This is a genomic window from Pseudomonas sp. CFBP13508, assembly GCF_005233515.1.
GTDB lineage: Bacteria > Pseudomonadota > Gammaproteobacteria > Pseudomonadales > Pseudomonadaceae > Aquipseudomonas > Aquipseudomonas mercuritolerans.
Genome location: NZ_QFZZ01000006.1, coordinates 81,055 through 105,153 on the forward strand (window position 1 = coordinate 81,055; position 24,099 = coordinate 105,153).

General features: G+C 60.5%; 23 protein-coding genes. 14 read left to right on the top strand and 9 right to left on the bottom strand.

From position 1 onward, the window contains the following. Positions 1 to 138: 138 nt before the first annotated feature. Both PspCFBP13508_RS17560 and PspCFBP13508_RS17565 read left to right on the top strand, forming a co-directional pair. On the top strand, positions 139 to 1,044 hold the full coding sequence (locus PspCFBP13508_RS17560; protein ID WP_122699370.1) for an alpha/beta hydrolase: 906 nt from the start codon (positions 139 to 141) through the stop codon (positions 1,042 to 1,044). After that, a complete protein-coding gene (locus PspCFBP13508_RS17565; protein ID WP_122699369.1) occupies positions 1,041 to 1,370 on the top strand; it encodes a hypothetical protein in 330 nt (109 codons plus the stop codon). The genes PspCFBP13508_RS17560 and PspCFBP13508_RS17565 overlap by 4 nt, the downstream gene beginning before the upstream one ends. Before the next feature lie 235 nt (positions 1,371 to 1,605). Here the strand turns inward: PspCFBP13508_RS17565 and PspCFBP13508_RS17570 are convergent, their stop codons facing one another. The 3 genes from PspCFBP13508_RS17570 to PspCFBP13508_RS17585 all read right to left on the bottom strand — a co-directional run bounded on the left by PspCFBP13508_RS17570 (position 1,606) and on the right by PspCFBP13508_RS17585 (position 3,577). Then, positions 1,606 to 2,394: an OmpA family protein gene (locus tag PspCFBP13508_RS17570; RefSeq protein ID WP_024011746.1), complete on the bottom strand. Its 789-nt coding sequence runs from the start codon at positions 2,392 to 2,394 to the stop codon at positions 1,606 to 1,608. A 55-nt stretch (positions 2,395 to 2,449) separates the two neighbouring features. Next, positions 2,450 to 2,854 (bottom strand): DUF4398 domain-containing protein, encoded by a 405-nt coding sequence (locus tag PspCFBP13508_RS17575; RefSeq protein WP_137215244.1) that lies wholly within the window; start codon positions 2,852 to 2,854, stop codon positions 2,450 to 2,452. Between the two features lie 378 nt (positions 2,855 to 3,232). Then, the gene (locus PspCFBP13508_RS17585) at positions 3,233 to 3,577 is read right to left on the bottom strand and encodes a pilin assembly protein (protein ID WP_137215246.1); all 345 of its coding nucleotides are present in this window, start codon (positions 3,575 to 3,577) and stop codon (positions 3,233 to 3,235) included. 212 nt (positions 3,578 to 3,789) lie between these two features. Between PspCFBP13508_RS17585 and ppc the strand changes: the two genes are divergently transcribed. From ppc to PspCFBP13508_RS17620, 7 genes are all read left to right on the top strand, one after another. Then, complete coding sequence (gene ppc / locus PspCFBP13508_RS17590; protein ID WP_137215247.1) at positions 3,790 to 6,420, top strand: phosphoenolpyruvate carboxylase; 2,631 nt, start codon at positions 3,790 to 3,792, stop codon at positions 6,418 to 6,420. Between the two features lie 300 nt (positions 6,421 to 6,720). Next, positions 6,721 to 7,371 (top strand): adenylate kinase, encoded by a 651-nt coding sequence (adk, locus tag PspCFBP13508_RS17595; protein WP_024011750.1) that lies wholly within the window; start codon positions 6,721 to 6,723, stop codon positions 7,369 to 7,371. 95 nt (positions 7,372 to 7,466) lie between these two features. Continuing rightward, positions 7,467 to 8,141, top strand: a complete 675-nt coding sequence (tsaB, locus tag PspCFBP13508_RS17600) for a tRNA (adenosine(37)-N6)-threonylcarbamoyltransferase complex dimerization subunit type 1 TsaB (protein ID WP_137215248.1) — start codon at positions 7,467 to 7,469, stop codon at positions 8,139 to 8,141. Between the two features lie 223 nt (positions 8,142 to 8,364). Further along, positions 8,365 to 8,673 carry a hypothetical protein gene (locus PspCFBP13508_RS17605; RefSeq protein WP_130912763.1) on the top strand — a complete coding sequence of 103 codons (309 nt, stop codon included), beginning with the start codon at positions 8,365 to 8,367 and terminating at the stop codon, positions 8,671 to 8,673. Continuing rightward, positions 8,673 to 9,533 carry a DUF72 domain-containing protein gene (locus PspCFBP13508_RS17610; protein WP_137215249.1) on the top strand — a complete coding sequence of 287 codons (861 nt, stop codon included), beginning with the start codon at positions 8,673 to 8,675 and terminating at the stop codon, positions 9,531 to 9,533. The genes PspCFBP13508_RS17605 and PspCFBP13508_RS17610 overlap by 1 nt, the downstream gene beginning before the upstream one ends. A 30-nt stretch (positions 9,534 to 9,563) precedes the next feature. Then, positions 9,564 to 10,400 (top strand): isocitrate lyase/phosphoenolpyruvate mutase family protein, encoded by an 837-nt coding sequence (locus PspCFBP13508_RS17615; protein WP_137215250.1) that lies wholly within the window; start codon positions 9,564 to 9,566, stop codon positions 10,398 to 10,400. Positions 10,401 to 10,402: 2 nt separating this feature from the next. Then, the gene (locus tag PspCFBP13508_RS17620) at positions 10,403 to 11,095 is read left to right on the top strand and encodes an extensin family protein (protein WP_137215251.1); all 693 of its coding nucleotides are present in this window, start codon (positions 10,403 to 10,405) and stop codon (positions 11,093 to 11,095) included. Positions 11,096 to 11,098: 3 nt separating this feature from the next. On the opposite strand, the gene PspCFBP13508_RS17625 is transcribed toward PspCFBP13508_RS17620, so the two are convergent. Further along, positions 11,099 to 11,719, bottom strand: a complete 621-nt coding sequence (locus PspCFBP13508_RS17625; RefSeq protein WP_016770666.1) for a hypothetical protein — start codon at positions 11,717 to 11,719, stop codon at positions 11,099 to 11,101. A 95-nt stretch (positions 11,720 to 11,814) separates the two neighbouring features. On the opposite strand from PspCFBP13508_RS17625, the gene PspCFBP13508_RS17630 reads away from it, so the two are divergent. Then, entirely contained in the window at positions 11,815 to 12,594 is a 780-nt protein-coding gene (locus PspCFBP13508_RS17630) for a class I SAM-dependent methyltransferase (RefSeq protein ID WP_178083765.1), read from the top strand. Positions 12,595 to 12,705: 111 nt separating this feature from the next. On the opposite strand, the gene PspCFBP13508_RS17635 is transcribed toward PspCFBP13508_RS17630, so the two are convergent. Then, positions 12,706 to 13,359 carry a TetR/AcrR family transcriptional regulator gene (locus PspCFBP13508_RS17635; RefSeq protein ID WP_137215252.1) on the bottom strand — a complete coding sequence of 218 codons (654 nt, stop codon included), beginning with the start codon at positions 13,357 to 13,359 and terminating at the stop codon, positions 12,706 to 12,708. Positions 13,360 to 13,453: 94 nt separating this feature from the next. On the opposite strand from PspCFBP13508_RS17635, the gene PspCFBP13508_RS17640 reads away from it, so the two are divergent. The 3 genes from PspCFBP13508_RS17640 (at position 13,454) to PspCFBP13508_RS17650 (ending at position 19,317) form a co-directional block, all read left to right on the top strand. After that, positions 13,454 to 14,554, top strand: a complete 1,101-nt coding sequence (locus PspCFBP13508_RS17640; protein ID WP_039762430.1) for an efflux RND transporter periplasmic adaptor subunit — start codon at positions 13,454 to 13,456, stop codon at positions 14,552 to 14,554. 6 nt (positions 14,555 to 14,560) lie between these two features. After that, on the top strand, positions 14,561 to 17,629 hold the full coding sequence (locus PspCFBP13508_RS17645) for an efflux RND transporter permease subunit (RefSeq protein WP_137215253.1): 3,069 nt from the start codon (positions 14,561 to 14,563) through the stop codon (positions 17,627 to 17,629). Positions 17,630 to 18,195: 566 nt separating this feature from the next. Further along, positions 18,196 to 19,317, top strand: coding sequence for a Fic family protein (locus tag PspCFBP13508_RS17650; protein ID WP_137215254.1), 1,122 nt, complete (start codon positions 18,196 to 18,198; stop codon positions 19,315 to 19,317). Positions 19,318 to 19,324: 7 nt separating this feature from the next. Here PspCFBP13508_RS17650 and PspCFBP13508_RS17655 read toward each other — a convergent pair whose 3' ends face one another. The 3 genes from PspCFBP13508_RS17655 to plsB form a co-directional block, all read right to left on the bottom strand. Beyond that, positions 19,325 to 20,014 carry a DUF4197 domain-containing protein gene (locus PspCFBP13508_RS17655; RefSeq protein WP_137215255.1) on the bottom strand — a complete coding sequence of 230 codons (690 nt, stop codon included), beginning with the start codon at positions 20,012 to 20,014 and terminating at the stop codon, positions 19,325 to 19,327. A gap of 27 nt (positions 20,015 to 20,041) precedes the next feature. Next, entirely contained in the window at positions 20,042 to 20,440 is a 399-nt protein-coding gene (locus PspCFBP13508_RS17660) for a YbaY family lipoprotein (RefSeq protein WP_137215256.1), read from the bottom strand. 119 nt (positions 20,441 to 20,559) lie between these two features. Beyond that, positions 20,560 to 23,061 carry a glycerol-3-phosphate 1-O-acyltransferase PlsB gene (gene plsB / locus PspCFBP13508_RS17665; protein WP_137215257.1) on the bottom strand — a complete coding sequence of 834 codons (2,502 nt, stop codon included), beginning with the start codon at positions 23,059 to 23,061 and terminating at the stop codon, positions 20,560 to 20,562. Between the two features lie 238 nt (positions 23,062 to 23,299). Between plsB and PspCFBP13508_RS17670 the strand changes: the two genes are divergently transcribed. Next, complete coding sequence (locus PspCFBP13508_RS17670; protein WP_007908870.1) at positions 23,300 to 23,509, top strand: cold-shock protein; 210 nt, start codon at positions 23,300 to 23,302, stop codon at positions 23,507 to 23,509. 138 nt (positions 23,510 to 23,647) lie between these two features. On the opposite strand, the gene PspCFBP13508_RS17675 is transcribed toward PspCFBP13508_RS17670, so the two are convergent. Further along, complete coding sequence (locus PspCFBP13508_RS17675; RefSeq protein ID WP_137215258.1) at positions 23,648 to 24,025, bottom strand: hypothetical protein; 378 nt, start codon at positions 24,023 to 24,025, stop codon at positions 23,648 to 23,650. Positions 24,026 to 24,099: the final 74 nt, after the last annotated feature.

The window sequence follows — 24,099 nt, forward strand, 5'->3', positions numbered from 1 at the left end:
CCCTTGTGGGAGCGAGCCTGCTCGCGAATGCGATTTCACCTTCAACATTGATGTCGGCTGATACACCGCTTTCGCGAGCAGGCTCGCTCCCACAGGTTTGATTTGTGTTCAGTTCTCTTCTTTGCGAGGTTTCACCGGATGAGAATCCTCGGCATCCTTTGCCTGCTCTTGACCCTCGGTGGTTGCAGTTCGCTGCTGTTCTACCCGGAACCGGGCCAGATCTTCACCCCGGACAAAGCCAAACTCGAATACCGCACCGTCACCCTGATCACCGCCGACGGCTTGAAGCTCAACGCCTGGTGGCTGCCGGCCAAACCTGGCGTCGAGGTCAAAGGCACGGTCCTGCATCTGCACGGCAACGGCGGCAATCTGCCGATGCATCTGGGCGGGAGCTGGTGGTTGCCGAAGAATGGCTATCAGGTGCTCCTGGTCGACTATCGCGGCTACGGTTTGTCCGAGGGCAAGCCGAGCCTGCCGGCGATCTATCAGGATATCGATGCGGCCTTTGCTTGGCTCGACAACGCGCCCGAGGTCAAAGGCAAACCGCTGGTGCTGCTCGGACAGAGTCTGGGCGGTGCGATGTCGGTGCATTGGCTGGCGCAGCACCCGGAACGGCAAAAACAACTCAAGGCCCTGGTGCTGGATGGCGTGCCGGCCAGTTATCGCAGTGTCGGCCAATTCGCCCTCAGCACTTCGTGGCTGACCTGGCCATTGCAAGTGCCGCTGTCGTGGCTGGTCCCGGACGGCGACAGCGCGATCAACTCGATGGCGCAGTTGACCGGCGTGCCCAAGCTGATCTTCCACAGCATCGACGATCCGCTGGTACCGATGGCCAACGGCATTCGCCTGTATCAGGCAGCGCCGCCGCCGCGCGTGTTGCAGCTGACCCGTGGCGGTCATGTGCAAACCTTCGGCGACCCGGTGTGGCGTCAGGTCATGCTGCGCTATCTCGACGACCCCGAACACTTCGACGGCCTGCGCCGCCTCGGCGAAATCCCCAACTATCCGCCGCCCCCGAATTCCGAAGATGAGACCCCGCAATGACTGAAGAACGTAATGCCATCCCGCTGATCATCACCGGTATCTGCAGCATCCTCGGCACCGTCGGGGCGCTGTGGTACTACGGCTACCTGCATTTTGCCAAGCCGGAGGACGCGTTGTTGCTCAGCGAATTCACCATGCTCAAGACCGTGCCGGGCGAGGACTACAAAGTCTCGCTGACACCCGCGCCGCAAGTGGCGCAGTGCATCGATGGCGTGCTGGTGCTGTTCGATACCGAACAGAAAGGCCTGACCGGTGTGTTGATCAACGCGCAGAAAAAAGCTGTGCGGTGTATGGGCGAAGAGACTCCGCAGAAACTCGAGAAGTGATTCTGCAGGTTCAGCCCTCACCCTAACCCTCTCCCAGAGGGAGAGGGGACTGACCGAGGTGTTTGTTTAAGCTACGTCGACCTGATCCATAGCGCCGAACACAAGTTTTGAAAGCGACACAAATCGGCTCCCTCTCCCTTGGGAGAGGGCTGGGGTGAGGGGCTACGATGTCTGCTCCCACAAAAAAGCCCCGCCTGATCAAGTCAGGCGGGGCTTTTGCGTTACCGGGTGGAGCTTAGTTCGAGCTCACCGAAGAACGCGGTGCTACTGGCTGGTTGTCGTTGGAAATGGTCACTTCCACACGACGGTTCATCGCACGGCCCGAGACGCTGCCGTTATCCGCTACCGGGTACTCCTTGCCATAACCCTGAGCGACGATGCGCGAAGGATCGACGCCCATCTTGATCAGAGCCATCTGCACGGAAGTCGCGCGGCGCTCGGACAGCGATTGGTTGTAGCTCGCGGTGCCGGTGCTGTCGGTGTAACCCTCGACGATCACTTTGCGATCCGGGTTTTCCTGGAGGAATTGCGCCAGTTTGTTGATGTTCACCAGGCCGCTGGATTTCAGATCAGCCTTGTTGGTGGCGAACAGCACGTCACCGAAAGTCACCAGCGTACCGCGATCGGTCTGCTTGGCGTTGAGGCTGTCCTGCAGCTGTTTGATCTGCTGGTCACGGGCATCCAGACGGGCCTGGGCACGTTGGGCTGCGGCGTTTTTCAGGTTGTTTTCAGCGGTGCGCAGAGCGATGGTCTGCTTGGCCACTTCGACGCGCTGGTTGGTCAGGTAAGCCAATTGGTCAACCTTGGCCGCATCTTCTTTGTCCAGATATGCCTTGTCGGCCTTGTCCAGGTAATCGCTGGCGTCTTTGGTTTCCAGTGCCGCGACTTTGCTCGCCTGTGGGTTGGCCTGCAGGCCGGCGTAGTTGGTGCGCGCCTGTTCCAGGTTCGGGTTAGGCGGAGTAGAGCAGGCAGCCAGTGCAACGCTTGCGGCCAGAAGAGCGGGAATCATCAGTTGCTTACGCATAATTTGTCGTCCTTTCTATCGGTAAGAGTTTCAGCTTTGCGGTCGGGATGCGCGCTTACTGCACAGTGCGCTGGCTTTCCTGACGCAGTTCCTGAACACCTTTCTGGGAATCCTTCACAGCCTGTTCGGCCTTGGCGGCCTGAGCCTTGCGTTCAGCGACGCGAGCGTCCCATTCAGCCTGTTCGGCCAGGCGACGGGCCTCGTCATACTTCTTGTCGTGCATGGCGATTTCAGCTTGTTTCAGTTTGTCCTGAGCCTGCTTCATTTCCACCGCAGCAAATTCGGTACCGCCAGCGCTGACGGCGCTGTTGACGGCCGATTGGGTCACGGCGTACTGCTCGGTCGGTGGGTTACCCGCGCAACCGGCCAGTACGAAGCTGGTGCCGATGGCCAGAGCGGCCAGTTTCAGACCGCGCAGGTGGGAAAACGAGGTTTGGGTTTTCATGGTCTTCAACTCCATTAGGCATCTCCTGAAAATACAACTGAATCCATCCTGGCAGAGGAGCCGAAAGCATCGCTTGTTGACGCGAATTGAAACGCTCGTTCCAGGCGTGGTTACCTGTTCCGACCGGCGGCATTTTTGAAAAGTTCAGAAAAGATGGCCTATCGCCAAAAATTAAATTGACCGTTTGGACAAGGCTCTGGAGCGGGAACTTTGGGGCTTTTGAGCGGTACGCGCGGGTGCAATCTGGCCGTTGATAAACCAATTTGCGATCTGGAACACGACCCAGGTGGGAGCGAGCCTGCTCGCGAATGCGATGTGTCAGCCAGCGCAAATGCTGGATGAAAATCCGCATTCGCGAGCAGGCTCGCTCCCACATTTGTGATGTGTGTCGGATCAGTGCTTCTGCTTGTTCTCAGCCAAGGACAAATCATGCAAATGCCGCCGCGACAGCGCCAGAAAACGCGGCGTCGGGCCGACATCCTCATACAGCGGATCACCTTCCTCATCCGTCGCCACCACGGTCGAACCCTTCACATACGGCAGGCTCGCTTCGAACTCCTCGAGCGCGGCGCCGATCAGTTCGCCGAGCAACTCCTCGGGATGACGTTTGGGGTACATCTCCGCAATCGCCGCCAGCCTCGCAGCGGATTCCACATCCAGATGAATCGTGTAGCCGGTGTCGGTCAGGCGACCTTTGGCGTTTTCTTCCCAATGCTGGGCGAGTTCACGAATTTTCATGATGACCTCATTTAGCGCCTGCTGATGGCAGGCCTGGGTGAGTGTCCGGCAGCGCCGGCGGCGAGCCGTCGTACGGCTTACTGTTGAGACTGACATTCCCGCGCAAGGTTTAAGTCGATTCGTCGCCTGCTTGTAAGAAGCGGCGCAGAGCGGCACTCTCTGGCAAAGCATTCGTTTCTGCGCTGTCCCCGATTACCGCTGGAGAACTGCTGATGACCGATATTGATGCACGCTTGCGCGAAGACGTTCACCTGCTCGGAGAGCTGTTGGGCAACACCATTCGAGACCAGTACGGCGAGGCGTTCCTCGACAAGATCGAGCAGATTCGCAAGGGCGCCAAGGCCGACCGGCGCGGCTCGATGGACGCCGAACTGAGCGCCAGCCTCAATCAATTGAGCGAAGACGAATTGCTCCCGGTCGCGCGGGCCTTCAATCAGTTTCTCAACCTCGCCAACATCGCCGAGCAATATCAGCTGATCCATCGCCGCGAGGAATCGCAACCGGCGCCGTTCGAGTCGCGGGTATTGCCGGAACTGCTCGCGCGCCTGCGCAGCGAAGGGCACAGCGCCGAATCCCTGGCCCGGCAACTGGCTCGCCTGGAAATCGAACTGGTGCTGACCGCGCACCCGACCGAAGTGGCGCGACGCACGTTGATCCAGAAGTACGATGCAATCGCCGCGCAACTGGCCGCGCAGGATCATCGCGACCTGACCAGCGCCGAGCGCGAGCAGATCCACAGCAAACTGCAACGGCTGATCGCCGAAGCGTGGCACACCGAAGAAATCCGCCGCACCCGACCGACCCCGGTCGATGAAGCCAAGTGGGGCTTTGCGGTGATCGAGCATTCGTTGTGGCAGGCGATCCCCAACCATATGCGCAAGGCCGATCAGGCGCTGTTCGCCGCGACGGGCCTGCGCTTGCCGCTGGAAGCCGCGCCGATCCGTTTCGCCTCATGGATGGGCGGCGACCGTGACGGCAACCCCAATGTCACCGCCGCCGTCACTCGCGAAGTCTTGCTGCTGGCGCGCTGGATGGCCGCTGATTTGTATCTGCGCGATGTCGATCACCTTGCTGCCGAGTTGTCGATGCAGCAGGCCAGCGATGCGCTGAAGGCCAAGGCCGGCGACAGCGCCGAACCTTATCGCGCGGTGCTCAAACAATTGCGCGAACGTCTGCGTGCGACGCGCAATTGGGCGAACGCTGCATTGACCGCGCCGACTCCGGCCACCGCCGATGTGCTGCACGACAATCGCGACCTGCTCGAGCCGTTGCAGTTGTGTTTCAACTCGCTGCACGAGTGCGGCATGGGCGTCATCGCCGACGGGCCGTTGCTCGACTGCCTGCGTCGGGCGGTGACGTTCGGACTGTTTCTGGTGCGCCTCGATGTGCGTCAGGATTCAACGCGGCACAGCTCGGCGATGACCGAAATCACCGATTACCTCGGCCTCGGCCGCTATGAGGAATGGGACGAAGAGCAGCGCATCAACTTCCTCACCGAGGAGCTGAGCAACCGTCGACCGTTGCTGCCCGCGCATTTCAAACCATCGGCGGATACCGCCGAAGTGCTCAACACCTGCAAGGAAATCGCCGCCGCGCCCGCTGCGTCGCTGGGTTCCTACGTGATCTCCATGGCCGGCGCCGCTTCCGACGTGCTCGCGGTGCAACTGCTGCTCAAGGAATCCGGCGTTCTGCGGCCGATGCGCGTGGTGCCGCTGTTCGAGACCCTCGCCGACCTCGACAACGCCGGGCCGGTGATGGAACGGCTGTTGCTGTTGCCGGGCTATCGCGCGCGTTTGCACGGCCCGCAGGAAGTGATGATCGGCTATTCCGACTCGGCCAAGGATGCCGGCACCACCGCTGCTGCGTGGGCGCAATATCGCGCGCAGGAGCGCCTGGTGGATATCTGCCGTGAGCAGCAAGTCGAACTGCTCCTGTTCCACGGTCGCGGCGGCACCGTTGGCCGTGGCGGCGGTCCGGCGCACGCGGCGATTCTGTCGCAACCACCGGGTTCGGTGGCGGGACGTTTCCGCACCACCGAGCAGGGAGAAATGATTCGTTTCAAATTCGGCCTGCCGGACATCGCCGAGCAAAACCTCAATCTGTATCTGGCCGCCGTGCTCGAAGCGACCTTGCTGCCACCGCCGCCGCCGACTCCGGAATGGCGCCATCTGATGGACGAATTGGCGGCGGACGGTGTCAGCGCTTACCGCCAGGTGGTGCGGGAAAATCCGCAATTCGTTGAGTACTTCCGTCAGTCGACCCCAGAGCAGGAGCTGGGACGTTTGCCGCTCGGCAGTCGCCCGGCCAAACGCCGCGCCGGCGGTATCGAAAGCCTGCGGGCGATCCCGTGGATCTTCGGCTGGACCCAAACCCGATTGATGCTGCCGGCCTGGCTGGGCTGGGAGACGGCGTTGAGCAAGGCGCTGGAGCGCGGCGAAGGTGAGTTGCTGGGGCAGATGCGCGAACAGTGGCCGTTTTTCCGCACTCGTATCGACATGCTGGAAATGGTCTTGGCCAAGGCCGACGCGGATATCGCGCAGTCCTATGACGAACGTTTGGTCGAAGCCGATCTGCTGCCGTTGGGCGCGCAGTTACGCGACCTATTGTCGCAGGCATGCTCCGTAGTATTGGGCCTGACCGGGCAGTCGCAGCTGCTGGCGCACAGCCCGGACACCCTCGAATTCATCCGCTTGCGCAATACCTATCTCGACCCGCTGCATCTATTGCAGGCCGAATTGTTGGCGCGTTCGCGGCAGCAGGAAGTCGAGCAGGGCAGCCCGGTGGAACAGGCGCTGCTGGTGTCTGTAGCGGGGATTGCCGCCGGATTGCGCAATACCGGCTAAGGTTGCTGAGCACCTCTGGCGGCATTCGCGACAAGGGTCGGATGCCGCTTCTCCTGCCGTAGGAAAGTGCCGCGAGGCGACAGTTAATGTTGGGGTTGCGACTTGGGTTACCGCGTCGCGAGGTCACGGCGGGCTTCGGTTTCTCCGACTTTTGGCGTCTTGTGTGGGCGCAGCCTGCTGTGTATCTTGATCAGCCTTTGGCCGTTTGTGCGGCCACGACCCGTATTTTCAGGATCCGCCTGTTACGAGCGAATCCTTTGTTTTGTAAAGCTTTTATATAAAAAATTGAGGAGCACATCGATGCGCGTCATTCTGCTGGGAGCTCCCGGGGCCGGTAAAGGTACTCAGGCAAAGTTCATCACCGAGAAATTCGGCATTCCGCAAATCTCCACCGGCGACATGCTACGTGCTGCGGTCAAGGCTGGCACTCCACTGGGCGTGCAAGCCAAGAGCATCATGGATGCCGGCGGCCTGGTGTCGGATGACCTGATCATCGCGCTGGTCAAGGACCGCATCGCTCAACCTGATTGCGCCAACGGTTTCCTGTTCGACGGCTTCCCGCGCACCATTCCGCAGGCTGAAGCGCTGGTCACTGCCGGCGTCGAGCTGGATGCCGTGGTCGAGATCGCTGTAGAAGACGAAGAAATCGTCCAGCGCATCGCCGGTCGCCGTGTTCACGAAGCCAGCGGCCGCGTTTACCACATCGTCTACAACCCGCCGAAACTGGCTGGCAAGGACGACATCACCGGTGAAGAGCTGGTGCAGCGCAAGGACGACACCGAAGAAACCGTGCGTCATCGCCTGTCGGTCTACCATTCGCAGACCAAACCGCTGGTGGATTTCTATAAAAACCTTTCCGCCAACAACGGCGGTAAGCCAAAGTACAGCCACATCGAAGGCGTGGGTTCGGTCGATGCAATCACCGCCAAGGTGTTGGCCGCGCTGAGCTGAAAAGTCTGATCGGCTGCATCATCCACGGCCCGCTTGCGGGCCGTAGTTGTTTATACTGACGCACTTTTTTCCCCACCCCTGTTTTGGAAACATCGATGAGCACCTTGCTGGCCCTGGACACCGCGACTGAAGCTTGCTCCGTTGCCTTGCTGCATGACGGCAAGGTCACGAGCCATTACGAGGTGATCCCGCGTCTGCATGCGCAGAAGCTGCTGCCGATGATCCAGCAATTGCTCGCCGATGCCGGCACCACATTGCAAGCGGTCGACGCGATTGCCTTCGGCCGTGGCCCGGGCGCGTTCACCGGTGTGCGCATTGCCATTGGTGTGGTGCAGGGTTTGGCCTTTGCTTTGGATCGTCCGGTGTTGCCGGTATCCAACCTTGCCGTGCTGGCACAGCGTGGCTTTCGTGAACATGGCGCAAGCCAGGTGGCAGCCGCCATCGATGCGCGGATGGATGAAGTGTATTGGGGCTGCTACCGCGAGACGGCGGGGGAGATGCGTCTGGTTGGCGCCGAAGCGGTGCTGCCGCCGGAGGTGGCTGCGCTACCGGCCGATGCCACAGGTGACTGGTTCGGTGCCGGTACCGGTTGGGGTTATGGTGAGCGCATTGCGGTCAATCTGAGCGGCTCCGACGCCGGCATGCTGCCCCACGCCGAAGACCTGTTGACTCTGGCGCGTTTCGCCTGGGAGCGCGGCGAAGCCATCCCCGCCGATGACGCGCAACCGGTCTACCTGCGCGATAAAGTCGCCACCCCCAAAGCCCGCTGATACCTCGAAAGATCGCAGCCTTCGGCAGCTCCTACATTTGGAATGCATTTCCCTGTAGGAGCTGCCGAAGGCTGCGATCTTTTGATCTTCCATTCGCCAATCGTCAGTTTCTGCCCCCGCCCTTAAAACCTTTTGCGCTTTATGTGTTCTAGTTATCACTCGGCGGTTTGCTAAGTCGGTCAAGTGCCGCTAAATTGCCATCATTGATACCGAGCATGACATTATGCGTATAGACGGCGTTTCCACTCAGTCCTACCCCATCAAGCGCAAGCCGCGAAAAGGCAATGCGGCGCTGGATGAGTCCGTCGAGATTATCGACGGCGAGCTGGAATTCCCGAGCGAAGAGCAGATGGCCGCCCGTGCAGCCCAAGCTACCGCGCAACGCCTGAGCAACCTGCCTGCCCGTCAGCAAGACATGATTTACCACCGCGCGATGAAGAAAAGCGTAGCCATGGCCCTGGCCAGCTACCTCAGCACCGCCGGTTTTGTCGATTGGGACGCAGACGTGCTGGGCCTCGATCTGTATATCTGATGGATCTGCCTTACTACCTCGGTTGCCCGTCCTGGAGCGAAAATGCCTGGCGCGAGTATCTGTATCCGGTAGACGCAAAAACCTCCGACTTTCTCGCTCTCTACTGCCAGGTGTTCAACGCCGTCGAAGGCAACACCACCTTCTACGCCAGTCCGTCGCCAGCCACTGTGCAGCGCTGGGCCGAGATCATGCCGGCGCACTTTCGCTTCACTGCCAAATTCCCCGGCGACATCAGCCACAGTGGTGACCTGCGCGAGCAACTGACCGCTGCCGAAACCTTCCTGCAATTACTCAAGCCGTTGGGCGAACGTGTTTCGCCGCTGTGGCTGCAACTGTCGAAAAGCTTCACGCCGCAGCGTCTGCCGGAGCTTGCGGCGTTTATCGATGCGCTGGATTGCCCGCTTGCGGTCGAGGTGCGCAATGAACAGTTCTTCGCCAAGGGCGAGAGCGAGCGTCTGCTCAATCGTCTGTTGCTGGATCGCGGTGTCGAGCGCATCTGTCTTGACCCGCGCGCGCTGTTCAGCTGCTTGTCGACCGAGTCCTCGGTGATCCACGCGCAGTCGAAAAAGCCGCGAGTGCCGACGCGTCCGGCGGCGTTCACGCAGTTTCCGCAGGTGCGTTTCATCGGCCATCCCGAGCTTGAGGCCAACGATGCGTTTCTCGTGCCGTGGGTGGTGAAAATTGCTGAATGGATCGAAGAAGGGCGCACGCCTTACATGTTCCTGCACACCGCCGACAACCTGTTGGCAGCGAAACTGGCGCAACGTTTTCACGCACAACTGATGCAACGTTTGCCTGGCTTGCCCGCGCTGCCTGAGCTATACAGAGAACCCGCCGCCGAGCAGCTTGGCTTGCTCTGAGGCGGGTTTTTTCTGCCCGGGAGCCCGTCGATGAACGTCCAAGTCAGTCAACAGCAACTCCTCAAAGCCCAAGTCTTCAAGGCCCTGCATGATCGCCAGGGGATCTTCGTCATTCCCAATCCGTGGGATGCCGGCTCGGCGAAGATGCTCGCCAGTCTTGGCTATCAGGCCTTGGCCACCACCAGCGCCGGTTACGCGTTTTCCCAGGGCAAGGCTGATGGCGCACTGAGTCTCGACGAGACCCTGGCCAATGTCCGCGCGATTGTCGCGGCGACGGATCTGCCGGTGGCGGTGGATCTGGAAAACGGCTTTGCCGATGATCCGCTGGAGTCCGCGCAGAGTCTGTTGCGCGCCGCCGAGGCGGGCGCGGTGGGCGGGTCGATCGAAGACGCGACCGGGCGCCCGGATGCGCCGATCTATTGCTTCGAACACGCCGTCGCACGGATTGAAGCCGCTGTCGCGGCGGTGCGCACCTTGCCGTTTCCCTTCGTACTCACCGCTCGCGCGGAAAACTACCTGCACGGTAACCCCGACCTCGATGACACCATTCGCCGCTTGCAGGCATTTGCCGAAGCGGGTGCCGACGTGCTCTATGCGCCGGGTTTGCGCAGCGCCGAAGAAGTGCGTGCAGTGGTGCAAGCGGTGGCACCGAAACCGGTCAATGTGTTGATGTCTGGCGGTTTGAAACTGACCGTGCAGCAGCTCGAGGAACTGGGCGTACGCCGCATCAGCACCGGCTCTGCTCTGGCGCTGGCGGCGTTCGGCGAGTTCTTCCGCGCGGCGGAAGAGATCCAACAGGCCGGCACCTTTGGGTTTACGTCGCAGTCGATGCCGTGCGCCAAGGCCAATCAATTCTTCAAGGACTGAGCATGGGGCGCTGGCTGTTCTGGGTGCTGTTGCTGGCGATCGGCGGTGCGGCGGTCAGTGTCTGGCGCGGCTGGCTGGAGGTGCCGCCGCAGTGGAACCCGTGGGCGCCATTGGACATAAAAGCCGCGCCCAACTGGCTGACCGGTTACAAACTCATGCGCCTGCGCAGCGATCCTGAACTGTGCGCAAAGGCATTGAGCAGCTCGGATCTGCGCGTCAGTCGCCAGGCCGACAGCCCTGGCGCCAAGTGTCCGCTGATCGGTGCTCTACGGGTGCAGGGCGGTGAAGTGGCGCTGAGCAGCAGTTTCATCGCCAGTTGCCCGCTGGCGGTGGCCTACGCAATGTTTGAACACCACACCCTGCAACCGGCGGCGCAATCGCTTTACGGCCAGAAAATCGCGCGGGTCGATCACCTCGGCAGCTTCGCCTGTCGCAATGTCTACAACCGTGAGAGCGGTGCCCTTAGCCGACATGCGAGTGCCGATGCGCTGGACATCGCCGGTTTCCGCCTGTCTGACGGGCGCACGATCAGCGTGCTCAAGGATTGGCCCAAGCAAAACCAGGACGCAGAGTTTTTGCGCCAGCTGCGTGACGGCGCCTGTGAGTCATTCAGTGTGGTGTTGAGTCCGGACTACAACGCCGCTCATCGCAATCACTTTCATGTCGATGTCGGGCGCTGGAGCGTGTGTCGCTGAGGATCAGGCGGCGAGGCGCAGGTTCTGCAGAACGATCGGGCGAGCCCAGCCATTATCGAAGTCCAGGGCTTTCTGTTGCTCGACGATTTCTTCCGGAGGGAACGGCGGGTAAGGCTTCTGCAGCAAGTCCAGGTCGAACTCGGCAATCGGCAGGTACAGCGGACGTTTCTGCGGAGCAGGGCCTGGCTCTGGCAGTGGCTGGCCATTGTTGATCACAATCGGGCGTACCCAGCTGCTGTCGAAATCCTGTTGCTCTTGCTGAGCCTTGAGTTCTTCTGGCGGGAACGGTGGGAACGGCTTGTCCAGAAGCTCCATTTCGAATTCGGCGATCGGCAGGAACAGTGGCTCTGGCGGGCGAACCTGGGTTTCGACCACGTCGCACTCACGCTGGCTGACGATGTGCGCGTGCAGCTCGCTGCCAACGGTCGGTTCTTCCGGGCTGTTCAGGTCAACCGGTGGAAACGTGCCACAGGCAGGCACTACTTCACTCGTCTGTTCGGCCAGGGCCTGGGCAAAGAAATCCTGCCACAGGTGACTGACGCCGCTCAGTGCTTGAGTGTTATGACGGCTGAAGTCGCCATGGGGCGAAACGTAGCCAATCGATGTGGGAAGAATGCCTGACATTTTTTTCGGTTGACGCTCAGCTCTGGCAAAATGCGCGTTGAATGGTTTATCGGCGGTTTTTGTCGATCCTTAACTTTTTTGAGCGTTTTTTCATGATCGAGTCACCCGCGGCCTGCCGCATCCATGTCCAGGCCCTCGCCCCAGCGTTTCAAACGCAAGCCGCACACTGGGCCGAACGTCTCGGCCTGCCGCTCGGCGAGGCGGACGGTGAGTTCGCCTTGCAGGTCGGCGAACAGGGTTTGCAGTTGCAGCAGCTCGGCCCGGACGCCCCGGGGCCGGTGCGGGTCGACTTTGTCGAGGGCGGTGCGGCGCATCGTCGTTTGTATGGCGGTGGCAGCGGGCAGATGATCGCTAAAGCGGTCGGCATCGCCCAAGGCGTGCGCCCGCGGGTGCTCGATGCCACGGCGGGCTTGGGCAAGGATGCGTTTGTGCTGGCCAGTCTCGGTTGTGAAATGAGCCTGATCGAGCGTCAGCCGCTGATCGGCGCACTGCTTGAGGACGGCTTGGCGCGGGCGGCAGAAGATTTCGATGTAGCGCCGATCGTGGCGCGGATGAAATTGCTCAAGGGCAACTCCATCGAAGTGATGCGCAGTTGGGAAGGGGAGGCGCCGCAGGTGATCTATCTCGACCCGATGTTCCCGCATCGCGAGAAAACCGCGCTGGTGAAAAAAGAGATGCGCCTGTTCCGCCCGCTGGTCGGCGATGATCCGGATGCCCCGGCCCTGCTTGAAGCCGCACTGGCACTGGCCACGCACCGGGTGGTGGTGAAGCGCCCGCGCAAGGCACCGTGCATCGAAGGGCCGAAACCGAGCCATGCGCTGGATGGCAAATCGAGCCGGTATGACATTTATCCGAAAAAAGCGCTGAAGCCCTAGAAGCAGCTGCAAGCTGCAAGCTGCAAGCTACAAGCTACAAGCTACAAGCTACAAGCTACAAGCCAGAGCCAGAGCCAATTCACTGCTTTTGCTTTTTCTTGCAGCTTGTAGCTAGAAGCTCGCAGCTGCTCCTCCCCCATAGGCCCTCATAAACAACCCCACCACCTCGCGCACATGCCGTTCCGCTGCCTCTCCAGTCAGCGGCTCGCCGCAGCCGTACAACAAACGGAAATTCCCCGCGCCTTTGATCAGGCAGAAGAAGTGCTCGGCGGCATTGCGTGGCTGGTCGATGCTCAGCGCGCCGGTTGCATGGATTTTCGTCAGCAGACCTTCCATGCCGTTGACCACGCGCTCGGGGCCGGCCTCGAAGAAGATCAGCGACAGCTTCGGATCCTGACTGCCCAGCGCCATGATCAGACGGTGCAGGTTCACCGATTCATCGCTGTTGATCAGTTGATGGAAGCCCCGGGCAATGTTCAGCAATACATTTTCCACCGCGATGCCGTCCGGCAATTCGAAGAACAGCGGCGGTAATTGTTCCTCGCATTTCGCGACGACAGCAGCGGAGAACAGCGTCTCCTTGTCGTTGAAATGGCTGTAGACCGTCAGCTTCGACACGCCGGCCTCGCTGGCAACCGCGTCCATGCTTGTGTTGGCGTAGCCATGGCAGAGAAACAGGGTTTTCGCCGCATCCAGGATCGCCTGGCGTTTGGCCAGATCCTTGGGGCGGCCCGGGCCGTTTGAAGTTGAAAGATTGTTCGACATTCTTCGCTTTTAATACTGGACTGGTGAGTTTGCTATTAATACCATACCCGCCAGTATAAATATTCCAAGCCTCATTCGCGAAAGGTCCGTCACCATGTTCCGCCATGCGTTGTCCTTTGCCGTGCCAGTCAGTCTGGCGTTCCTGTTATCGGCGTGCGGTCAGGAAGAGGTGACCAAAGTCACCGTACGCCCGGCCATGGTGGTGCAACCCGAGCCTTCGGCGCAGGCGATGGAAAGTTATCCGGGCGAGGTGCGTGCCCGCTACGAGCCTGATCTGGCGTTCCGCATCGGCGGCAAAGTCAGCCGACGACTGGTCGACGAAGGCCAGCGCGTCAAGGCCGATCAGCCCTTGGCCGAACTCGATCCGCAGGATGTGCGCCTGCAACTGGAAGCCACCCGCGCGCAGGTTGCTGCCGCCGAGGCCAATCTGAACCTGGTGCGCGCGGAGCGCGATCGCTACAAAACCCTGATGGAGCGGCAGATGGTCAGCCGCTCGGCCTACGACAACGCCGAAAATCTATATCGCTCCGGCGAAGCCCGCCTTAAACAAATCAAAGCTGAATTCAACGTTTCGACCAACCAGGCCAGTTACGCGGTGCTGCGTGCGCCGCAGGATGGCGTGGTGGCCAAGCGTTCGGTGGAAGTCGGTCAGGTGGTCGCTGCCGGGCAAACCGTGTTCACTCTCGCCACCGATGGTGAGCGCGAAGTGTTGATCAGCCTCCCGGAGCAAAGCTTCGGCCGCTTCAAGGTCGGTCAGCCGGTTACCGTGGAATTGTGGGCACAGCAGAATCAACGCTTCGCCGGGCAGATCCGCGAGTTGTCGCCGTCCGCCGACCCGCGCTCACGCACTTTTGCTGCGCGTATCTCGTTCACCAGCGGCAAAGTCCCGGCTGAACTGGGGCAGAGCGCCCGGGTGTTTGTGCAATCGGCCGACAGTGTCTCGTTGTCGATACCGCTTTCCGCGCTGACCGCTGAAAACGGCGCGACCTACGTCTGGGTGGTCAACGGCAACAACACGTTGAAGAAAACCCCAGTGCGGGTCGGTCCGTTCGGCGAGAAAAGCGTGGCGGTGCTCGAAGGCTTGAATGCCAGCGACTGGGTGGTGGCTGCCGGCGTTCATGTGCTCCTCGACGGCCAGCAGGTGCGGCCGGTGGATCGCTCCAACCGTGTGGTCAATCTGGCAAACAAGGAGTAAGCCCCGATGCGCTTCAACCTCTCCGAATGGGCGTTGCGTAATCGCCAGATCGTACTGTTCCTGATGCTTTTGCTTGCCGTTGTCGGCGCGTTGTCCTACACCAAGCTCGGCCAGAGCGAAGACCCGCCGTTCACTTTCAAGGCGATGGTCATTCAGACCCGCTGGCCCGGTGCGACCGCGCAGGAGGTCTCGCGCCAGGTCACTGAACGTATCGAAAAGAAGCTGATGGAAACCGGCGAGTACGAACGCATCATGTCGTTCTCCCGCCCCGGTGAATCCCAGGTCACGTTCATTGCCCGCGATTCGATGCACTCCAAGGACATCCCCGACCTCTGGTACCAGTTGCGCAAGAAGGTCGGCGATATTCGCCAGACCCTGCCGCCGGGAATCCAGGGGCCGTTTTTCAACGACGAGTTCGGCACCACCTTCGGCAATATCTATGCGCTGACCGGCGACGGTTTTGACTACGCGGTGCTCAAGGATTACGCCGACCGCATCCAGATCCAGCTGCAACGGGTCAAGGATGTCGGCAAGGTCGAATTGCTTGGGTTGCAGGACGAGAAAATCTGGGTCGAGCTGTCCAACGTCAAACTCGCCACTCTGGGCCTGCCGCTGGAGGCGGTGCAGCAGGCGCTGGAGGAACAGAACGCCGTGTCTACGGCGGGGTTCTTCGAAACCGGCAGCGAGCGCTTGCAGCTACGCGTCTCGGGGAATTTTCAGACAGTCGATGAGATAAAGAACTTTCCGATCCGCGTCGCCGATCGTACGTTCCGTATCTCCGATATCGCTGATGTGCGTCGCGGTTTCAGTGATCCACCGGCGCCGCGCATGCGTTTCATGGGCGACGACGCGATCGGTCTGGCCGTGGCGATGAAGGACGGCGGCGACATTCTGGTGCTGGGCAAGGCACTGGAGGGCGAGTTTTCGCGCATTCAGAAAAACCTCCCGGCCGGCATGCAGCTGCGCAAGGTGTCCGATCAGCCGGCAGCGGTAAAAACCGGCGTCGGCGAGTTCGTTCAGGTGTTGGTCGAGGCGCTGGCGATCGTCTTGCTGGTGAGCTTCTTCTCCCTCGGTGTGCGCACCGGCATGGTCGTCGCGCTGACCATTCCATTGGTGTTGGCGATGACCTTCGCCTGCATGTATTACCTCGGCATCGGCCTGCACAAGATATCCCTCGGTGCGCTGGTGCTGGCGCTGGGGCTTCTGGTGGACGACGCGATCATCGCCGTGGAAATGATGGCGATCAAAATGGAGCAGGGCTTCGATCGCATTCGCGCCGCGAGTTATGCCTGGACCAGCACCGCATTCCCGATGCTCACCGGCACGTTGATCACCGCCGCCGGCTTCCTGCCGATTGCCACTGCGCAGTCCGGCACCGGCGAATACACCCGTTCGATTTTCCAGGTAGTGACCATTGCCTTGCTCGCCTCATGGGTCGCGGCGGTGATGTTCGTGCCGTACCTGGGGGAAAAACTCCTGCCGGATCTGGCGAAAATTCACGCGGCAAAACACGGTACTGGCCATGGTCAGCCTGATCCGTATGCCACGCCGTTTTATCAGCGCGTGCGGCGTCTGGTGGAGTGGTGCGTGGCGCATCGCAAGACGGTGATCGTGCTTACCGTGGGCCTGTTTATCGCCTCGGTGGTGTTGTTCCGCTTCGTCCCGCAGCAGTTCTTCCCGGCTTCGAACCGGCTGGAGTTGATGGTCGACCTGAAACTGGCCGAAGGTGTTTCGCTGGCCAACACCACCAGTGAAGTCAAACGCCTCGAAGCGCTGCTCAAGGAGCACGCCGGCATCGACAATTATGTGGCCTATGTCGGCACCGGTTCGCCACGCTTTTATCTGCCGCTGGATCAGCAACTGCCGGCGGCGAGTTTTGCCCAGTTCGTGGTGTTGGCAAAAACCATCGAAGAGCGTGAAGCGCTGCGCAGTTGGTTGATCGAAACCCTCAACGAGCAATTCCCGACCCTGCGTTCGCGCGTCACGCGTCTGGAAAATGGCCCGCCGGTTGGCTATCCGGTGCAGTTCCGCGTCACTGGCGAGCACATCGAAGAAGTCCGTGCATTGGCGCGCAAAGTGGCGGCGAAGGTTCGCGAGAATCCGCATGTGGTCAACGTGCACCTGGATTGGGAAGAACCGAGCAAAGTCGTCTACCTGAACATCGACCAGGATCGCGCGCGCGCCCTCGGCGTGAGTACCGCAAATCTGGCGAAATTCCTGCAAAGTTCACTGGTCGGCTCGACGGTCAGCCAGTACCGCGAAGACAACGAGTTGATCGAGATTCTGCTGCGCGGCACCGTGCACGAGCGCACTGAATTGTCGTTGTTGCCGAGTCTCGCGGTGCCGACCGATAACGGCCGCAGCGTGGCGTTATCGCAGATTGCCACGCTGGAATATGGCTTCGAGGAGGGCATCATCTGGCACCGCAATCGCCTGCCGAACGTGACGGTGCGCGCAGATATTTATGACAAGGAGCAACCGGCGACGCTGGTGAAGCAGATCATGCCGACGCTGGAGCCGATTCGCGCTGAGTTGCCCGATGGTTATCTGCTGGATGTCGGCGGCACGGTGGAGGATTCCGAGCGCGGGCAGAAGTCGGTGAATGCCGGGGTGCCGATGTTCATTGTCGTGGTGCTGACCTTGCTGATGGTGCAGTTGCGCAGTTTCTCGCGCACGGCGATGGTGTTCCTGACGGCGCCGTTGGGCTTGATCGGGGTGACGTTGTTTCTGATGGTGTTCCGGCAGCCGTTCGGGTTTGTCGCGATGCTCGGGACGATCGCATTGTCCGGGATGATCATGCGCAATTCGGTGATTCTGGTCGATCAGATCGAGCAGGATATTGCATCGGGGCTTAAGCCTTGGCAGGCGATTATCGAGGCTACGGTGCGCCGGTTCCGGCCGATTGTGTTGACGGCGCTGGCGGCGGTGCTGGCGATGATTCCGCTGTCGCGCAGTGTGTTTTTCGGGCCGATGGCTGTGGCGATCATGGGTGGGTTGATTGTTGCGACTGCGCTGACGCTGTTGTTTTTGCCGGCGTTGTATGCGGCCTGGTTTCGGGTGCGTAAGGAGGCTTGAGGTTTTTGTGTCGTGGCGGCCTTCGGGCCGACCATGACTTAGGTGTTTTGGGTGTATATCCGTTCCTGTGGGTGTTGCTGATTACGGTTCCGCCCTTACGGCGGGTCACCTTTTTCAAACGCCAAAAAGGTAACCCAAAACGCTTGCTCCTACGTTCGGCCCTCGCAGGCTCGGGTTCCTTCGCTCCGGGATCGATCCGGGCGCAGCGGCTACGGTTTGCTTCGCTGCACCTCCTTCCGCTGTGTTCGACTGCGTCGAACGGTCGCTGCGCTCCCACGCCCGGATCAATCCCTCCACTCAGCCTTCCGACGTCGCTGGTGGATCAAAAGCACTCGAGCTTGCGCTCATTGTTGAGTGGGGCGGCTGCGCCGCGGGCAGCTGCGCTGCTTTGCTTTTGCTTTTGTGGGAGCGAGCCTGCTCGCGAAGGCGGTCTGACAGCCAATTCATTTCGAATCGCCAATTCACGCTGCCTTCCTACAGCTTTTTCAGAATCCTCCGATCTTGAGGCGCTGGCCGTCCAATGCTGTACTCCGGGTTCTGCTTTTCCGAGTCCTTGAGTCTGTCTGATGAAGAAACCACCGACATTAGCCGGCAGAACGGATCCTGTTTTCGACCTGTTGGCCCGCTCGCCACACAAGCAACGACTTGCGGATTATCTGGCGCTGCTCAAGCCGCTCGATGATCAGGGGCGCTATCTGCCATTCGAGGCGTTGCGCTATCGCTGGGCGGCAGGGTTGGACGCGAATCTTTGTTGGGCGTTGGTGAAGAAGGCGCGGGCGACCCAGTACATTCATTTGTTGCCGTTGGGCGAGCCGGTGCAGTGGGGCAAATACGTGCCAACGCCGTTGGCGCAGAAAACCTTGGCTGTGGTGGATCGTTACGCCAGTACAGCCGCGCTGGATTACATGACCAGTCAGATCGGCGAGCGGGCGCATTTCTCCTGTCTGCTCAATGACCTGATCGAAGACGAAGCCATCGCCAGTAGCCAGTTGGAGGGCGCGGCGACCACTACTCGTGTTGCCAAGGACATGCTCAAGCATCAGCGCCAGCCGCGGACGCCGGATGAGCGCATGGTAATGGGTAATTATCGAATGATGAATTTCGCTTGGGAAAAGCGTTATGAACCTCTGAGCATTGAGCTGATTGCAGAGATCCATCGAGTGGGTGTGGAGGGGATCGACGACGAGCAGTATTCCCCCGGATTGTTCCGGACCAATGATGAGGTGGTTGTTCAGGATGGTTCAGGCAACACTGTGCACCGACCACCTCCTGCTGCAGGATTGGTTGCGCGGTTGGCGAGGTTGTCCGCCTGGATCAACCGGCCCGCTGCCTCGATTCTGGACAAAAATTATCTGCATCCACTGACCAAGGCCGTGACGCTGCATTTCGCCATGGGTTATGAACATCCATTTCGCGACGGTAACGGGCGGGTGGCGAGAGCCTTGTTTTACTGGTTCATGTTCAAACATGAGTTCGCGGCGTTTCGCTACATTGCGATCAGTCTGCTGCTGCGCAATGCACCGGTGAAATACGGACGCTCCTACCTGCACACCGAGGCGGATGAGCTGGATCTGACTTATTTCATCGAGTTTCAATGCGCGGTGATTTTGCGAGCCGTGGTCGGATACACCAATGTTTGTCGAAAAAGGCTAAATGGCTCGAGGGCGAGTCGCCTCGCCCCAGTGTGATGACGTCTTAAATCGTACCAAACACCTTCTTCGCCAGACTCGTCGCCGCAGCGGCCGGGTTCTGGCGGATGGTTTCTTCCTGCTTGCCGATCATCTCGAACAAACCATTGAGCGCCTGTTCAGTGACGTAGCTTTCAACGTTCGCGCTCTTCGCGTCCACCACGCCAAACGCAGCGGCCTGGCCCGCGAAGGCGTTGTACTTCTGGGCGACGCCGACCTTGTCGGTGGCTTGTTTGACGATGGGCAGGAATTTCGCGCGGATCTGTTCGCGGCTGGATTTGTTCAGGTATTGGGTCGCCGAATCGTTGCCGCCGCTGAGGATGCCTTTGGCGTCGGCCACGCTCATTTTCTTCACAGCATCGACGAGGATTGGCTGGGCCTGGGTCACGGCGGATTCGGCGGCTTTGTTCATCGCGGTTTCCAGTTCTTCGACCTGGGCGCTCATGCCGAAGGCTTTCATCTTGCTCGCGGCCTTGCCGAGTTTGCCCGGCAGTTCGATTTTCACTTCGGGGTTGTTGCTGAAGCCGCCCGGGGTGCCGAGTTGTTTCACGGCGATCTGTGCGCCTTGGGTCAGGGCGTCCTTGAGGCCGCCGGTGGCGTCTTGTTGCGACAGGTCGTTAAGGGACAGGGCCAAGGCGTTGGCGGAGATCAGCAGGCCGGCGCAGACGGCGGCGAAGCGGAGGGTAGGGCGGCGCATGGCGGCTTCCTTGTGGCGAAAAATGGATTAACGAACGGCGTCGACGCGGATTTTCAGCGGCTGCGGGTCGTTGCCGTCGAGTTGCACGGCATGGTTTTCGGTGGTGATGAACATCAGCTCGCCGTTGACTTCAATGCGTGCGCTGATCGAATAACGATGGCCGGGTTTGACCTGCGCCGGATCGTAGCTCAAATGAAACGGCAGCGGCACCTGGCCTTTGATCGGGCCGTTCTGTTGGTCAAGGACGACGGCCGGCGCATCGGCCAGCGATACGTCTTGCAGGCTCACGCTTAGAGTCGCGCTCGGGGGCAGGGCGATGCGTTGCAGGTAGAAGACTTCGCCGTCGAGGCTGGCCTTGCCGGCAGGGGTGGTTGATTGGCAGGCGCTGAGCAGGGTGGCGGCGGCGAGGGTCAGCAGTTTTTTCATGGGTGAATCTCCTATCAATGTGGGAGCGAGCCTGCTCGCGAAAGCGCTGGATCAGTCAAAATAAATGGCGACTGACACTCCGTCTTCGCGAGCAGGCTCGCTCCCACAGGGGTAAGGCATCAAGCCTCAGGCTGTGGCGTGACCTGATCCGCCGCATCTTCACTGCGATGCAGTGCGACCTGGCGGATCGACAGGCGAATTTCCGCCGGCAACACGCGCTTGGCCGCGCCTTCGGCCAGCTCGCCAAGCAGTTCGTGATAGCTGAGCTTGCCGGCTTCGTCGCGGCGCAGGACGTCGAGGTCGAGCAGGGTCTGGATGAAGTGGCGGAACAGACTCTTGTCGAAGAACTCCGGCGCATTCAGGCCATGCAGGATCGACAGGCGCTGGGCCATTACTGTGCAGAGGTCTTCCAGCTCTTCGGCGCTGATGCTGTTCTGGCCGCTGTTGAGCAGCAGGGACACGGTCATGTAGAAACGCTGCAAGGTCTGCGCGATGCTTTTCGACAGCAGCGTCAGCAGCACGAAATGCCGCGAACTCGGCGCCGGGCGCAGGTACAGGTCTTTCTCGAAACGCAGCAGGCCCTGCTCGACGAACGCTTCCAGCCACTGGTCGATCACTGCATCAAGTTCGTCCAGGCTCCAGCGGATGAACAGCTCCGATTGCAGGTACGGATACAGCGCGCGGGTGTAGCGCAGGATCTGCTCGCGGCTCATGCGCGAGGTGCTCTGGAAGAAACTCGCCAGCAACGACGGCAGAGCGAAAATGTGCAGGACGTTGTTGCGGTAGTAAGTCATCAGGACCGCGTTCTGCTCGTCCAGATAGAGAATCTTGCCCAGCGCATCGTTCTGCTCGGCGAGCAGATCCATGTCTTTCACATGCTCGATCAGCGCGCGGCCATCGCCTTCCGGCAAGGTGGTGTGTGGCGAATACGGGACTTTGCGCAGCAGCGCCAGATACAGATCCAGCACCCGCGCCATGGCCCGATCGTCCAGCGCCAGGCGCGTGGTCGACAGCAGGGCCAGCGCTACCAGATTCACCGGATTGATCGCCGCCGCTTCGTTGAGGTGGCGGGCGACTTTCTCGCCGAGGCGGTTGGTGGTTTCGTTGAGCCACGCCGGTTTGAACTGCGGGCCGAGCTCCTGCTGGCGCCAGTCCGGTTGCTCGGCGTCGAGGAATTCCGCCAGTTTGATCGGCTCACCGAAGTTGACCGCGACCTGACCGAAACGCTGCTTGAGCGCGCCGATCACTTTGAAAATATCGAAGATCGATTCTTTTTTCTTGCTCGCCCCGCGCAGTTCGCCGAGGTAGGTGCGGCCTTCGAGCACGCGCTCGTATCCGATGTACACCGGCACGAACACGATCGGCATCCGCGAAGAACGCAGGAAACTGCGCAGGGTGATCGCGAGCATGCCGGTTTTCGGTTGCAGCATGCGCCCGGTGCGCGAGCGACCGCCCTCGACGAAATACTCGACCGGGAAACCTTTGGTGAACAGCGTGTGCAGGTATTCGTTGAACACCGAGGTGTACAACGGATTGCCCTTGAAGGTGCGGCGCATGAAGAACGCACCGCCGCGACGCAGCAGGCTGCCGATCACCGGCATGTTCAGGTTGATCCCGGCGGCGATGTGCGGTGGGGTCAGGCCGTTGCGGAACAGCAAATAGGAAAGCAGCAGGTAGTCGATGTGGCTGCGGTGGCACGGCACGTAGATCACTTCGTGACCTTGCGCGACGTTCTGCACGCCCTCGATGTGGTTGACCTTGATGCCGTCGTAGATCTTGTTCCAGAACCAGCTCAGCACCACTTCGAGAAAGCGGATCGCGGTGTAGGTGTAGTCCGAGGCGATTTCGTTGCCATAGCGCAGGGCCTGGGCCTTGGCTTTCTCCGGGGAGATTTTTTCGCGCTCGGCTTCGTCGAGGATCGCCTGTTTGACCAGCGGCTGGTTGAGCAGGCCTTTGACCAGATTGCGCCGGTGGGAAATGTCCGGGCCGATCACCGCGGCTTTCAAGTTGCGGAAGTGCACGCGCAGGATGCGCTGGGCCATGCGCACGGTGCGCTCATGACCCTTGTTGTGATCGATCAGTTCGCGCAGGTGGATCGGCGCGGAAAATTGCACGCGGGTTTTACGCCCGAGGACGATGATACTCAGCAGTCGACGCAGACGACCGGTGACCGCCCAGCTGTCGGCGAACAACAGTTTCCACGGGCTGTTTTCGCTGTCTGGCGACTGGCCCCAGAACACGCTGACCGGAATGATTTGCGCGTCTTCGGCAGCGTTCTGTGTCAGCGCGCTGACCAGACGGGTCAGGGTCGGCGGCGCGCCGCGTTTGTCCTGGCGGCCGAGCCAGTCCGGGTCCGGCGTCAAATAGAAAAACGCCGCCGGCTCGATCAGCGCGCCCACCGACACCGCCAGCACCGGGCGCGGCAGGCCGGCCTTGGTGCACTCTGTGTCAACCACCGCCAGATCGGTCAGCGAAGGGTTTTGCAGGACGTAGAACACCGGACGACTGCGGTCGAGGTTAAGAGTGAACGACGACTGATTGATGGTCTCGGAGCGAACCCAGAGATACAACAGGCGGCGCAGGGTGCCAAACACAAGACGGCGGAACGGGGAACGGGTCATACGGCTTCTGCGTGAGTGAATAGAACCGAGCGGTTGCTCAAGTGGGCGACAGTTTGCCGGATTCACCGAAAATCGGCAAAAAAGCGCCGAAGTAATCTCCTGTTGAGAGTTTCCGCACCTGTCATATACTCGGCGGTCTGTTGCCGGTGCCCTGTCATGGACGTCGGACGCAGGCTGACGTTCCTCAAAGGCTTTCCTGCGAAAAGCCCGTTCAATAATAAAAAAGGAGTATGAACAGATGGCAACACGCGAAACCGGCAACGTGAAGTGGTTCAACGACGCCAAAGGCTACGGCTTTATCCAGCGCGAAGACGGCGTGGACGTGTTCGTGCACTACCGCGCGATACGCGGCGAAGGGCACCGCTCGCTGACTGAAGGCCAACAGGTCGAGTACGCCGTGATTACTGGCGAGAAGGGATTGCAGGCTGAGGATGTTGTAGGCCTGTAACACAAACTTCTAGAGCGCCAAAAACCACTGTGGGAGCGAGCCTGCTCGCGAATGCGCTGTATCAGTCACCATTCATATCGACTGACACTGCGCATTCGCGAGCAGGCTCGCTCCCACATGGGCTCTACGTTGCCCCGGTTAAGCAGTTTTCCAGGTGATCTCTTCTTCTCCGTCTGCGCTGATGCGAATCCAGCGATCGGCGGTTTCTTCACCTTCTTCTTCGACCCACGTCCCCGGTGCACAACGCACTTCGACGTTCAGTGCGGCAAAGGCTGCGCGGGCGCAGGCGATGTCGTCGTCCCAGGGGGTCTGGTCGCTTTCCAGGAACAGGCTGTTCCACTTGCCCACGGCTTTCGGCAGCCAGGTCACCGGCACGTTGCCGGCCTTGCACTTGTACGTCTGGCCTTTCTGCACCCAGTCGCTGCACGGGCCCAGCGCTTGGCCGAGCCAGGTGGAAATGGCCTTGTGGTCGACGTCGGCGTCTTTCAGGTAAATCTCGATGTCCGGTTGGCGCATGGATGTCCTCACTGCGGGTCTGAAAAATCCATTCGCGGATTTAGCCGGCCCCGGGCCTTTGCCCGAGACCAAAA

What these genes read in the sequence shown, in the direction of transcription:
- PspCFBP13508_RS17635 (WP_137215252.1), bottom strand. Translation starts at nt 13,359, where the DNA reads ATGTCGAACAATCTTTCAACTTCAAACGGCCCGGGCCGCCCCAAGGAT.
- PspCFBP13508_RS17625 (WP_016770666.1), bottom strand. Translation starts at nt 11,719, where the DNA reads ATGTCAGGCATTCTTCCCACATCGATTGGCTACGTTTCGCCCCATGGC.
- PspCFBP13508_RS17645 (WP_137215253.1), top strand. Translation starts at nt 14,561, where the DNA reads ATGCGCTTCAACCTCTCCGAATGGGCGTTGCGTAATCGCCAGATCGTA.
- adk (WP_024011750.1), top strand. Translation starts at nt 6,721, where the DNA reads ATGCGCGTCATTCTGCTGGGAGCTCCCGGGGCCGGTAAAGGTACTCAG.
- PspCFBP13508_RS17605 (WP_130912763.1), top strand. Translation starts at nt 8,365, where the DNA reads ATGCGTATAGACGGCGTTTCCACTCAGTCCTACCCCATCAAGCGCAAG.
- PspCFBP13508_RS17615 (WP_137215250.1), top strand. Translation starts at nt 9,564, where the DNA reads ATGAACGTCCAAGTCAGTCAACAGCAACTCCTCAAAGCCCAAGTCTTC.
- plsB (WP_137215257.1), bottom strand. Translation starts at nt 23,061, where the DNA reads ATGACCCGTTCCCCGTTCCGCCGTCTTGTGTTTGGCACCCTGCGCCGC.
- PspCFBP13508_RS17560 (WP_122699370.1), top strand. Translation starts at nt 139, where the DNA reads ATGAGAATCCTCGGCATCCTTTGCCTGCTCTTGACCCTCGGTGGTTGC.
- PspCFBP13508_RS17675 (WP_137215258.1), bottom strand. Translation starts at nt 24,025, where the DNA reads ATGCGCCAACCGGACATCGAGATTTACCTGAAAGACGCCGACGTCGAC.
- PspCFBP13508_RS17660 (WP_137215256.1), bottom strand. Translation starts at nt 20,440, where the DNA reads ATGAAAAAACTGCTGACCCTCGCCGCCGCCACCCTGCTCAGCGCCTGC.
- PspCFBP13508_RS17570 (WP_024011746.1), bottom strand. Translation starts at nt 2,394, where the DNA reads ATGCGTAAGCAACTGATGATTCCCGCTCTTCTGGCCGCAAGCGTTGCA.
- PspCFBP13508_RS17650 (WP_137215254.1), top strand. Translation starts at nt 18,196, where the DNA reads ATGAAGAAACCACCGACATTAGCCGGCAGAACGGATCCTGTTTTCGAC.
- tsaB (WP_137215248.1), top strand. Translation starts at nt 7,467, where the DNA reads ATGAGCACCTTGCTGGCCCTGGACACCGCGACTGAAGCTTGCTCCGTT.
- PspCFBP13508_RS17655 (WP_137215255.1), bottom strand. Translation starts at nt 20,014, where the DNA reads ATGCGCCGCCCTACCCTCCGCTTCGCCGCCGTCTGCGCCGGCCTGCTG.
- PspCFBP13508_RS17670 (WP_007908870.1), top strand. Translation starts at nt 23,300, where the DNA reads ATGGCAACACGCGAAACCGGCAACGTGAAGTGGTTCAACGACGCCAAA.
- PspCFBP13508_RS17610 (WP_137215249.1), top strand. Translation starts at nt 8,673, where the DNA reads ATGGATCTGCCTTACTACCTCGGTTGCCCGTCCTGGAGCGAAAATGCC.
- PspCFBP13508_RS17620 (WP_137215251.1), top strand. Translation starts at nt 10,403, where the DNA reads ATGGGGCGCTGGCTGTTCTGGGTGCTGTTGCTGGCGATCGGCGGTGCG.
- PspCFBP13508_RS17585 (WP_137215246.1), bottom strand. Translation starts at nt 3,577, where the DNA reads ATGAAAATTCGTGAACTCGCCCAGCATTGGGAAGAAAACGCCAAAGGT.
- ppc (WP_137215247.1), top strand. Translation starts at nt 3,790, where the DNA reads ATGACCGATATTGATGCACGCTTGCGCGAAGACGTTCACCTGCTCGGA.
- PspCFBP13508_RS17640 (WP_039762430.1), top strand. Translation starts at nt 13,454, where the DNA reads ATGTTCCGCCATGCGTTGTCCTTTGCCGTGCCAGTCAGTCTGGCGTTC.
- PspCFBP13508_RS17565 (WP_122699369.1), top strand. Translation starts at nt 1,041, where the DNA reads ATGACTGAAGAACGTAATGCCATCCCGCTGATCATCACCGGTATCTGC.
- PspCFBP13508_RS17575 (WP_137215244.1), bottom strand. Translation starts at nt 2,854, where the DNA reads ATGGAGTTGAAGACCATGAAAACCCAAACCTCGTTTTCCCACCTGCGC.